Consider the following 11,371-nt stretch of genomic DNA (forward strand, 5'->3'; position numbering starts at 1 on the left):
CGCTCGGCGCCATGACCGCACAGGCGGCAGACCAGGAAATCAGCTGGATCTATTGCGGCGACAAGATCGACCCGATCCATGAAAAATATATCAAGGAATGGGAAGGCAAGAACGCCGGCTGGAAGATCGCGACCGAGGTTGTCGGCTGGGAGCAGTGCCAGGACAAGGCGACGACGCTTGCCGCTGCCGGTACGCCGGTCGGCATGGCCTATGTCGGCTCGCGCACGCTGAAGGAATTCGCGCAGAACGATCTGATCATCCCGGTCCCGATGACCGACGACGAGAAGAAGAGCTACTATCCGAACATCGTCGACACCGTGACCTTCGACGGCAACCAGTGGGGCGTGCCGGTCGCCTTCTCGACCAAGGCTCTCTACTGGAACAAGGACCTGTTCAAGGCTGCCGGTCTCGACCCGGAAACACCGCCGAAGACCTGGGCCGATGAGATCGCCTTTGCCAAGCAGATCAAGGAAAAGACCGGAACAGCCGGTTATGGCCTGCCCGCCAAGACCTTCGACAACACCATGCACCAGTTCATGCATTGGGTTTACACCAACAATGGCAAGGTGATCGATGGCGACAAGATCGTCATGGATAGCCCCGAAGTTCTGGCAGCGCTGCAGGCCTACAAGGACATCACGCCCTATTCCGTCGAAGGTGCTACCGCCTACGAACAGAACGAAATTCGCGCGATCTTCCTCGACGGCAAGGTTGGTATGATCCAGGCCGGCTCGGGTGCCGCCGCCCGCCTCAAGGACACCAAGATCAACTGGGGTGTCGCAGCCCTGCCGCTCGGACCTTCCGCCAAGGGCGAAGGTACGTTGCTGATCACCGACAGCCTGGCGATCTTCAAGGGGACCGGCGTCGAAGAGAAGGCGGCTGAATTCGCCAAGTACATCACCTCGACCGACATCCAGCACGAGTACGAACTGCAGGGCGGCGCTGGCCTGACACCCCTGCGTCCTGGTCCGCTGGTCGATGAATTCGTAGCCAAGGAGCCCTACTGGAAGCCATTCATCGATGGCATCGCCTATGGTGGTCCCGAGCCGCTCTTCACCGACTACAAAGGCTTCCAGAACGTGATCATCGAAATGGTCCAGTCGGTCGTGACAGGCAAGGCCGAACCGGCCGACGCGCTGAAGAAGGCTGCTGCCGACGTCGAACAGTATAAGTAAGACCGTCGGACCGCGGACCCCTGCATAATTTCCTGGAAGTTATGCAGCATTTGAAAGTGTTGCGGCGACCTTCGCGTCTGAAAAGACGCGTGGCGCCGCAAGGGTCCGCGGTCTATACCACTCTGCTACGAACGGGCCGTTCTTTGCCGGCGGCCGGAGACAGTTTCTTGGGACAGCTTAATCTCAACACGGTTCAGAAATTCTACGGGACGTTCGAGGTGCTGAAAGGCATAAACCTCGAGGTCCGGAACGGCGAATTCGTCGTCTTCGTCGGACCGTCCGGCTGCGGCAAGTCGACCTTGCTTCGCATGATCGCCGGTCTCGACGAGACCAGTTCGGGCGATATCATGATCGACGGCAAGCGCGTCAACGATCTGCCGCCCGTCAAGCGCGGCATTGCCATGGTGTTCCAAAGCTATGCGCTCTATCCGCATATGACTGTCTTCGAGAATATCGCCTTTCCGCTGCGCGTCGAAAAGATGCCGGAGGAGAAACTGAAGGCGAAGGTTGAGAATGCGGCCCGCATCCTCCATCTCGAACAGAGGCTCCAGCAGAAGCCGGGCCTGCTGTCCGGCGGCCAGCGGCAGCGTGTGGCCATCGGCCGGGCGATCGTGCGCGAGCCGAAGATATTCCTGTTTGACGAGCCACTTTCCAACCTCGATGCGGCGCTTCGGGCGGATATGCGTATCGAACTGGCGAAACTCCACAAGCAGCTGAAGGCGACGATGATCTACGTCACGCACGACCAGGTCGAGGCGATGACGATGGCGGACCGGATCGTCGTTCTGAATGCGGGCGAGATTTCCCAGACCGGCGCGCCACTCGAGCTTTATCACAAGCCGGCCAACATGTTCGTCGCAGGCTTCATCGGCAATCCGCGGATGAACATGCTGCCTGTCGTCTGCAAGGCTGTCGAAGACGGCGGCGTGGTCGTCGAATACAAGGGACAGTCCGTCACGATACCGGTTGGCGGACGCTCCGGCCTCGTCGGCCAACCGCTGACGCTCGGCATCCGCCCGGAACACATTCACATCGGAAAATCCGACCTCTCGATGACAGTCGTGCCTACGGTGATCGAACGGCTCGGCGCCCATACGGTTGCCTATGCGTCGCTTGACGGCGAGAGCGAGAATTTCTGCGCGATGCTGCCCGGCAGCGCGGCGATCCAGGCCGACGAGGTGGTTCCGATCGGCATTGCTGCAACCGACTGCCACCTCTTCGACGCTTCCGGCATTGCCCTTGAGCGCCGGGTGGAACTCACCGATATCGATATGGGTCTCTTGAAGATCGCAGGCGCCTGACCCGCGCTGATCCGATGTGTTTGGAATAATTCATGCCCTCCACCTCTGGTGGGGGGCATGATTTTATTCAGACTGGTTGACGGCAGCGCAACCGGCGTAACCGGCTCAGGTCACGCCGATTCATCCATGCGGTTTGTCCACCATGGGCCAGATGTCGCGCGGTGCCCGGCGATAGGGCGTGCGGGCCGGATTGTTCGGGTAGGGGGTCCCCGCCGAACAATAGAGGATTTCCGCCGCGATCGGCGCGAAGGATGCGTAGAAATGATTGGTCGATTTGATGACCAGTATCTTCCTCGAGGTCGGGTCGATGCCCATCACGGAGAACAGGCTGGGATCAAAGCTCTGCGCACGGGTCGAATTCAGGATGATGTCGATGCCGTGGAGATGGATATGGGCGGCGTCGCCGAAGGGCGCGTAACTTTCGCCGAAACGCATTTCCGCATTGCGCACCAGCTTGACGACCTTGACGATGCCGTCGATCGGATTGCCCGTGCCCGGCGCCGACTTTGCGCCGAAGCGCAGTTGAATCTCGGCACCTTCGCCGGCCGCCATGCAGATCTGCACCGCCATCGGGTCCCAGATCGTGCCGACCGCCGTATCCTTTGCACCTTGAGCCAGCAGTTCAGCCAAGAGCACCGTCGCATCGCCCGCCGTACCGCCGCCGGGGTTGTCCCAGACGTCGGCGATCACCACCGGGCCGCTCGTTGCGGCGAGAGCGAGTGAAACGGCTTGCTTTTCGTCGATTTGCGGCATGATGAAGGTGCCACGCTTGGAAAACAGCTCGAGGCCGAGTTCGCGGGCAAGGGCCGCGCCCTTTTCCGGCTTGCCATCTGTGACGACGAGCATTTTCGTACCCATTTCCGGTACGTCGCCGGCCATGAACCCGTGGATGACGGAGATCGAGAGAATATCGGAATCGTCGGCTTCCATCCGCATGATCTTATCTACGAACGAGCGCATCGGATCACGCGAGGTCGGGTAGACGTCGATCATCCGGCAATCGAATACCGACATGACAGGCTTGACGCGGCCGGCCAGGGTATCGAGCGCGACGCGCCATAGATCTTCGGCGCGATCGACGAAGTCCGTGTGCGGAAACTCCTTGAAGTAGACGAAAAAATCCGCAGCTGCGCGACGCTTGGCCGTCAGGTGGCTGTGCGGATCGAGTTCGGCGCAGACAAGGATATCAGGGCCGACAATATCGCGGACGCGGGCAAGGAAGTCGCCCTCGGTATCCTCATAACCATCGGCGACCATCGCACCATGAAGACCAAGCACCACGGCGTCCACCGGCAGCGCGTCCCGCAGCTGATCGAGGATTTCGTCGCGCAGGCCTTCATAGGTCAGGCGATTGACGAGGCCGGCCGGGTCAGCCCAGGTGGCCGTGCCCTCGATCAGATCGAAGCCCTTTTCCACGGCGAGCCGCCGGCCGACCGTGATCGGCGCCGAACAGAGCGTCGGCGTTTCCGGATGCTTGCCCGGCGCGGCGTAGAGCGATGCCTCAAACGCGCGGCGATCGACGCAGATCGGTGAGAATGTGTTGGTCTCGGTCGCCAGAACAGCGGTGAAGATGCGCAATGCCTTAGCCTCGCTCCTGCCTCTCAAGCCTCGCCCATCGGGTTGGGCAGATAACCCGTGAAACCGCAGATTTTCCAGCGCCCTTCGTGAAGGCGGCAATAATAGAGTGTCTGCCACTTCAGAATGTCTGCGCTGCCGTCCGGCTTTTTCAGGCTGCCGTCAAATTTCTTGCGAACGAGCGCCATGTCGCCTTCGATCTCGATGTCTTCGAGCGTCGTAGTGGTGAAAATGGCATTGCGGGTGTCTTCGGCGAAGGACTGCTTGGCGAAATCCTCGGCCTGGCGCAGCCACTCGTCGCGATAGGCCGCCAATGAGGGAAAGGCGAGCCGCCATTTGTCGGGGCTGGTCTGACGTTTTGCATCGATGCCGATGAAGCCTTCCTCGACGAAATCGCCAGCGACTTTGGACCAGTCGGCAGCGAGAAAGGCATCGATATCGCGCTCGACCAGCATGGTCCAGATCGCGTGCCGGCTGGGATCGGAAGAAGGGAAGGGATTGCGGAAGGGATCGCGCACGATTGCTCCGTTGATTGAAATTCTTTTCATAAATGGTGTTTTTCGCTGGTCAAATTCCGCTTTATATGGTCATTTGTCAACGGATCACGAAAATAATTTGCAAGGACGGGACAAATGTCCATTACACGTTATGGCACCGTGCAGGTGGGCGCGGGCGGCAAGCCGCTTCCATTCGCGCGTGCGGTCGAGGCGAATGGCTGGCTTCATGTGTCCGGCCAGGTTGCCATGGAAAATGGCGAAATCATCGAGGGCGGCATCATCCCCCAGACGCACAAGACGATTGCCAACCTGCTGGCTATCCTCAAGGAGGCCAATTACGGCCCGGAGCATATCGTCCGCGTCGGCGTCTGGCTCGATGATCCGCGCGACTTCTGGACCTTCAACAAGATCTATCAGGACTATTTCGGCGAGCATCCGCCGGCGCGGGCCTGCGTGCAGGCGTCGATGATGGTCGATTGCAAGGTCGAGATCGATTGCATCGCCTACAAGGATAAGACGGCCTGAGGCCGAGGCGACACGGGAGCRGGGTGGACATCAAGTGAGAATCGTGTGCCGGATCGCAGCATTGCCGCGGTTTCAGGAGGCCTTCCCAGGGCAGCCTGGCGATGTCATTGAAGGTGCTCCCTAATGGATATTTTCTCGACGCTTCAGGAAGAAAAAAGCAAGCTCTCGCAGGCCGAAAGCCGTATCGCCGAGATCCTGCTCACCGATTTCGAATTTGCCGTGAATGCCTCGATCATCGAGCTGGCCGGCAAGGCCGATGTCTCGCCGCCGACCGTCACACGCTTCTGCCGCCGGCTCGGCTGCGACAGTTTCTCCGACTTCAAGGTACAATTGGCGCGCACCGCCTATGTCGGCATGCGCTATCTGAAGCCCGAGCCGAAGAGCCGGGAGCCGGCCTCTGTGGCGCAGGATATCGTGTCCAAGGCGCAGAACGCATTGTTCATGCTGCATCGCAGTCTCGATCTTGCCGCGATCGAGCAGGCCACCGAAAAGCTGGCCGGCGCCGATATGATCTATGCGTTTGGCTCCGGCGGCAATTCCTCGATGATCGCCAGTGAATTGCAGAACAGGCTCTTCCGCCTGGGGCTGCGCATCACCGCAAGCTCCGATCACAGTATGCAGATGATGATGGCCGCCGCCGCCCGGCCGGGCGACGTCGTCATCGGATCCTCGTTCTCCGGGCGCAATGCCGAGCTGGTTCGCTCCTTCACGCTTGCCCGCGACCAGAAGGTGACGACCATCGCGCTGACGCAGAGCGGCAGTCCGGTTGCGCGTGCCGCCGATATCACCGTGCCTGTCGATCTGCAGGAAGGCACCAACATTTATCGCCCGACATCGACTCGCATCGCTTACGTGGCGCTGGTCGATATCCTCGCCAGTCTCGTCGCCTATCACATCCAGCCACAGGCGACCGTGACGCTGCGGCGTATCAAGCAGCAGCTTGTCGCCCATCGCGACGGCGACGACCGCCAGCTCCTCGGGGATTGACTCCATCATGTTCACAAAGGACCCGTCATGACTTCATCTGTTGCGATCGTAACGGGGGCCGCAGGCGACATCGGCAGGGCCATCGCCCGGCGCCTTGGTGAAGACCACGATGTCGTCCTGATGCCTGATCTGGACGGTGCGGCTGTCGAAAAAGCAGCGGCAAGCCTTGGCAATCCCGGCAAGTTCGTTGCCCTGGCCTGCGACATCACCGATCCGGCGAGCGTTGCCGCCATGGCGGCTCGAGCCGCCGGGCTGGGTACGGTGCGGACGCTCGTCAACAATGCCGGAGCCGCACGCGCTGTCAGCCTGCATGACACGACGCCGGAAATCTGGCGGATGGACAATGCCTTGAACCTGGAGGCAGCGTTCCTCTGCTTCCGCGCGGTCGAGGATGCGCTGAAGCAAAGCCAAGGTTCGCTGGTCAACATCGCTTCCGTCAACGGTACGAACGTCTTCGGTCACCCGGCCTACAGTGCCGCCAAGGCCGGCCTTCTGCATCTGACGAAGCTGATCGCGGTGGAATACGGCAAGTTCGGCATCCGTGCCAACGCGGTCTCGCCGGGTACGGTGCGCACGCAAGCTTGGGAGGCCCGCGCGGCCGCCAATCCGAATGTGTTCGAGGACGCCCGCCGTTGGTATCCGCTGCAGCGGATTGCCAGTCCGGAAGATGTGGCCAATGCCGTCGGCTTTTTGGCCAGCCCTCTTGCCTCGGCCATTACCGGCATCTGCCTGCCTGTCGACTGCGGACTGACCGCAGGGCAGGCCGAGCTTGCCCGCACATTCTCCCAGTCGGACCACTACTAGAAACACGAGGAACAGACATGCAACCGGCTTCCTACCGCCTCGAGAGCACGTGGCAACCGGACGGCGGCCCGCACGGCCGATTCACTTTCAACCTGTTCAACCTGTCGGACACAGCGCTTGCAGACTTTACCATCGTCTATACGTCGCTGACGCGGGTCATCGACAAGACTGCATGCGACAACGCCGTCTTCGTCAAGCGGGACGCCAACTACCATGAATTTGCGCCTCCGGCAGGTTTCGTGCTGGCGCCCGGCGCATCCTGGACCTTCACCGTCAGCGGTCTGCATCGCAAGGCCGTGCATTGCACCGATGGCGCCAAATCCGCCTATTTGACGCTCGCCGATGGCCGTCATGTGCCGGTCTCCGTCTCTGACCTTCTGCTCGAGGGCCGGTTCAGCGGGCCACCGCCGGTGCTTTTGCCGGAAGGCAAGCTCGACCTGCCGTTTGCGCTGCAGCCATGGCCGCGCCAGATCGATGCGGAGCCGGGCGATGGCTTTCCGGTCTGCCTCTATCCTGCGCCCGGCACGTCGATCGACGACCTGAAGGCGATCGATGCGGTTATCGGGCTGTTCCGCCGCCTGTTTGAAGCCGACCATGCGCCGCTCAGCCTGGCACCCAATAGCCAGGGCAGGGCGCTACACCTGCAGCAGGATGCGATGCTTGCGGCGGAAGCCTATGCGCTGTCCTTTTCGTCGGTGGCGGTCAAACTCAGCTATGGCGGCGCTGCTGGCCGGCAATACGGTTTGACCTCGCTGGCACAGCTCTTGAACGGTGCCCGCCGTGAGCCCGGAAAATTCCGGTTTCCGGTCTCAGGTACGATTTCGGACGAGCCGCGCTACAGCTGGCGCGGCTGTCATCTCGATGTTTCCCGGCAGTTCTATCCGGTCGCCGATCTCGCAAGACTCATCGACATCCTTGCCTGGTTCAAGCTCAATATCTTCCATTGGCACCTCACCGACGACGAGGCATGGCGGCTGGAAATCAAGGCCTATCCGCAGCTGACCACAACCGGTGTCGTCCGCAGCCCGGATGGTCCCTTGCTGCCGCAACTGGGCAACGGGGCGGAGCCGGCCGGCGGGTTCTATAGCCAGGACGACGTGCGCAGGCTCGTCGCGCATGCGCTGGCGCTCAATGTCGACATCATCCCGGAGATCGACACACCCGGCCACAACTCGGCAACGCTGGTCGCGCTCAGGGATCTTTCAGATGGTCAGGAAGCACCGGAGAGCTATCATTCCGTTCAGGGTTATCCGAACAACGCGCTCAATCCGGCCGTGCCGTTCACCTACGAATTCCTGGAGAAGGTCCTCGATGAAATCGTCGAGCTCTTCCCCTCAGCCTATATTCATATCGGCGGCGATGAAGTCCCGGATGGAGCCTGGCTTGCCTCGCCGCTCGCCCGCAAGCTGATGGAAAAGGAAGGCATTACCGGCACTTTCGAGCTGCAGTCCTATTTCCTGAAACGGGTCAAGGCGATGCTGACGAAGCGCGGCAAGAAGCTTGCGGGCTGGAACGAGGTTGCCCACGGCGGCGGTGTCGATGCGGCAGGAACGCTGCTGATGGCCTGGCAGTCGCCCGAGGTCGGGATCGAGCTTGCCCGCGAGGGTTACGAAGTGGTGATGACGCCGGGACAGGCCTATTATCTCGACATGGTGCAGGCAGAGGAATGGCAGGAGCCGGGCGCCAGCTGGGCCGGCACCGTGCCGCCTGCCCACACCTACGGCTATGAAGCCGAAGGTGATTTCCCGCAAGAGCTGAAGGACCGGCTGAAGGGCGTTCAGGCCTGCATCTGGAGCGAACACTATCTGTCGCGCGGCTATTTCAATCGCCTGGTCTTCCCGCGTCTTCCGGCCATCGCCGAGGCTGCATGGACGCCGAAAAGTGAGAAGAACTGGTTGCGCTTCGCAGCCATCGCCGGTCTCAGCCCGAAATTGTAACGATCGAAATTGTGAGGAAAACGATGCGCATCGCCGTTGGTGGTATTCATACCGAATGCAGCACCTATTCGCCGGTCCTGATGGCTGTCGAGGATTTTTTCGTGCTGCGCGATGCCGATCTGCTCGGTGCCGCGTATTTCGATTTCCTCGATGCCGCCGGGATCGAGCATGTGCCTCTGCTGCACGCCCGGGCCGTGCCGGGCGGTCCGGTATCGCGCAGAGCCTATGAGACCTTCAAGGCAGAGTTCCTTGAAAAACTGCAAGCCGCCCTGCCCATCGACGGTCTTTATCTGGCGATGCATGGCGCAATCAATGTCGAGGGCATGGACGATGCCGAGGGCGACTGGATCTCCGCTGCCCGCACTGTCGTCGGGCCGGATTGCCCGATCGCTGCGAGCTACGATCTTCATGGCAATGTCAGCCAGAGGATCATCGATCAGCTCGATATTTTCGCGGCCTATCGCACTGCACCGCACATCGACACGCGCGAAACCATGGTGCGGGCCTGGTCGATGCTGGTCGAGACGCTGCGCACGGGCAATCGTCCGGGTGTCGCCTGGGCCAAGGTGCCAGTTTTGCTGCCCGGCGAATGTACCTCGACCGAGGATGAACCGGCCAAGTCGATCTATCTCAGCCTTCCGGGCTTCGATGCCCGGCCGGGTATCCTCGATGCCAATCTGATGATCGGTTATGTCTGGGCCGACGAGCCTCGGGCAACAGCCTGCGCCGTGGTCACCGGCATCGACAGGCAGGCTGCATCGAAAGCAGCCGAGGAAATCGCCCTGCAATACTGGAACGCGCGCGAAAACTTCGGTTTTGGGCCAATGACAGGACCGCTGGACGCGATGCTCGATCTTGCTGCGACGGCTACGACATCCCCCGTCATTCTCGCCGATTCCGCCGACAATCCAACCGGCGGCGGCGTCGGTGACCGTGCCGATGTGCTGCGGGCACTGATCACCCGAGATTGGCAAGGCGCTCTGCTCGCCGGGATCACCGATCGCCCGGCCGTCGAGGCCTGTTTCGCTGCCGGGGAGGGTGCCTCGCTTGCCCTTCGGATCGGCGGCAGTCTCGATCCGGCCAGCGTTCCTGCAGACGTAACCGCGACCGTCCTGCGGCTTGACGATCCCGGTTCAGCCGCTGACCGCCAGGCCGTCATTCGCGTTGGCGGTATCGAGATCATTCTGGCTGCGCGCCGCCGTCCCTATCACAATATCGGGGACTTCCGGCGACTGGGGTTCGACCCGAAGACCGTGCGGCTGCTGGTGGTCAAATCCGGCTACCTGTCACCCGACCTGGCGCCGATCGCCAATCCCAACCTGATGGCGCTGACCGACGGCGTCGTCAATCAGGATATCGCCAATCTGGCAAGCGACCGCAGGGCAAGGCCGGTCTTTCCCTTCGACCGCGATTTCGACTATGCGCCCGCAGCGGTATTATCGGCCCGCTGGCGGAGCTGACGCCCGTCCTCAGCGCCGTGCCATCTATGACGCGCAAAGGTCGCTGTAACACTTTAAATTTGCTGCATAATTTTTCCCCGATCTAAGGAATTATGCAACAGCGCACTCGGCTTCTGAATTCCCGTCCGGATTTCCGGACGGTCTTTGACCTCCTTTCCGGTGTTCCCATCATGACATCAACGCTGTCGATCGCCTTCCGCCACCCTGTGGTCCGGTTGAGCATGATCGCGATCTTTATGTTCGGCTTCACGGGCGCTGCGACTTCGCCCTATCAGTCGGTGATCGGCATCACTGAGCTCGGCTTGAGCAATGGCTTCTATTCCATCCTGATTTTCGCGGCGGCGGCCGTCAACGTTATCGTCAGCCTGTGGGTCGGCGTGCTCGCCGATCGTATCGGCAATTACCGGATCCTGCTGATGACCGTGATGTCGTTCGGGGTTTTCGGTTACGGGCTCGTCTATGCGGTTCCGGTTCCGGCCAGCTTCGTCTTCTGTACGCTGGTCATGCTGCCGGTCTACAATTCGATGACATCGCTTCTGTTTGCCAATGTGCGCGCCATCGCCAATGCCGAGGGCGGACGCGATGCGGCGGCGATCAATTCCGGTGTGCGTGCCGCCATTTCGGTCGCCTGGGTGCTGGTGCCGGGTCTCGTGGCTCTCGTGCTGGTCGGACGCGGCAGCATGCTGCCGGCCTATCTGCTTGCCTGCCTCGGCTGCATCGTCAATCTGGCGCTGGTCTTCTTCAAACTGCCGGCCGCCAATGGTCCGCCACCGGAGAAAAGCCACCGCCATTCCTATCTTGCCTCTTTCGCCGAAGTTCTCTCGCCGCGCGTCTTCGTCCGCCTGATGGCGATCTCGCTGATCACCTCGACACTGCATGTCAACGCGGCGGTGCAGCCGCTGATCATTACCGGTGCTGCAGGCGGCACGGTCACCGATATCGGTGTGGTGGTCGGCATCGTTGCGTTTCTCGAGGTCGTGTTCATCTTCGTCTGGGCCCGCATCCAGCTTCACATGCACGCGGTAACGGCGCTCGCAATCGGCGCGGGGCTTTACGCAGTATACCTCACCCTGCTGGGTCTCGCCTCGGCACCCTGGCACGTCTATGCCC

At 61.2% G+C, this 11,371-nt stretch carries 10 protein-coding genes; 8 read left to right on the plus strand and 2 right to left on the minus strand.

Annotated elements, in window-relative coordinates:
• Positions 1-11: 11 nt before the first annotated feature.
• Positions 12-1,175 (plus strand): ABC transporter substrate-binding protein, encoded by a 1,164-nt coding sequence (locus tag AC1D17_RS19700; protein ID WP_477567032.1) that lies wholly within the window; start codon positions 12-14, stop codon positions 1,173-1,175.
• A gap of 167 nt (positions 1,176-1,342) precedes the next feature.
• A complete protein-coding gene (locus AC1D17_RS19705; RefSeq protein ID WP_477567023.1) occupies positions 1,343-2,476 on the plus strand; it encodes an ABC transporter ATP-binding protein in 1,134 nt (377 codons plus the stop codon).
• 120 nt (positions 2,477-2,596) lie between these two features.
• Here AC1D17_RS19705 and AC1D17_RS19710 read toward each other — a convergent pair whose 3' ends face one another.
• On the minus strand, positions 2,597-4,054 hold the full coding sequence (locus AC1D17_RS19710; RefSeq protein ID WP_477567024.1) for a M81 family metallopeptidase: 1,458 nt from the start codon (positions 4,052-4,054) through the stop codon (positions 2,597-2,599).
• A 23-nt stretch (positions 4,055-4,077) separates the two neighbouring features.
• Positions 4,078-4,569, minus strand: a complete 492-nt coding sequence (locus tag AC1D17_RS19715; protein WP_477567033.1) for a hypothetical protein — start codon at positions 4,567-4,569, stop codon at positions 4,078-4,080.
• A 114-nt stretch (positions 4,570-4,683) separates the two neighbouring features.
• On the opposite strand from AC1D17_RS19715, the gene AC1D17_RS19720 reads away from it, so the two are divergent.
• The 6 genes from AC1D17_RS19720 to AC1D17_RS19745 all read left to right on the plus strand — a co-directional run.
• Positions 4,684-5,073 (plus strand): RidA family protein, encoded by a 390-nt coding sequence (locus AC1D17_RS19720; protein WP_477567025.1) that lies wholly within the window; start codon positions 4,684-4,686, stop codon positions 5,071-5,073.
• A 123-nt stretch (positions 5,074-5,196) separates the two neighbouring features.
• Entirely contained in the window at positions 5,197-6,060 is an 864-nt protein-coding gene (locus AC1D17_RS19725; RefSeq protein WP_477567026.1) for a MurR/RpiR family transcriptional regulator, read from the plus strand.
• A gap of 27 nt (positions 6,061-6,087) precedes the next feature.
• A complete protein-coding gene (locus AC1D17_RS19730; RefSeq protein ID WP_477567027.1) occupies positions 6,088-6,864 on the plus strand; it encodes an SDR family oxidoreductase in 777 nt (258 codons plus the stop codon).
• A gap of 17 nt (positions 6,865-6,881) precedes the next feature.
• On the plus strand, positions 6,882-8,801 hold the full coding sequence (locus AC1D17_RS19735; protein WP_477567028.1) for a beta-N-acetylhexosaminidase: 1,920 nt from the start codon (positions 6,882-6,884) through the stop codon (positions 8,799-8,801).
• Positions 8,802-8,824: 23 nt separating this feature from the next.
• A complete protein-coding gene (locus AC1D17_RS19740; protein WP_477567029.1) occupies positions 8,825-10,261 on the plus strand; it encodes a M81 family metallopeptidase in 1,437 nt (478 codons plus the stop codon).
• A gap of 170 nt (positions 10,262-10,431) precedes the next feature.
• A partial coding sequence (locus tag AC1D17_RS19745; RefSeq protein ID WP_477567030.1) for an MFS transporter occupies positions 10,432-11,371 on the plus strand: 940 nt, incomplete at its 3' end.

The sequence above is a fragment of the Pararhizobium sp. P1_E7 genome (assembly GCF_056405855.1).

What these genes read in the sequence shown, in the direction of transcription:
- AC1D17_RS19740 (WP_477567029.1), top strand. Translation starts at nt 8,825, where the DNA reads ATGCGCATCGCCGTTGGTGGTATTCATACCGAATGCAGCACCTATTCG.
- AC1D17_RS19730 (WP_477567027.1), top strand. Translation starts at nt 6,088, where the DNA reads ATGACTTCATCTGTTGCGATCGTAACGGGGGCCGCAGGCGACATCGGC.
- AC1D17_RS19735 (WP_477567028.1), top strand. Translation starts at nt 6,882, where the DNA reads ATGCAACCGGCTTCCTACCGCCTCGAGAGCACGTGGCAACCGGACGGC.
- AC1D17_RS19700 (WP_477567032.1), top strand. Translation starts at nt 12, where the DNA reads ATGACCGCACAGGCGGCAGACCAGGAAATCAGCTGGATCTATTGCGGC.
- AC1D17_RS19720 (WP_477567025.1), top strand. Translation starts at nt 4,684, where the DNA reads ATGTCCATTACACGTTATGGCACCGTGCAGGTGGGCGCGGGCGGCAAG.
- AC1D17_RS19725 (WP_477567026.1), top strand. Translation starts at nt 5,197, where the DNA reads ATGGATATTTTCTCGACGCTTCAGGAAGAAAAAAGCAAGCTCTCGCAG.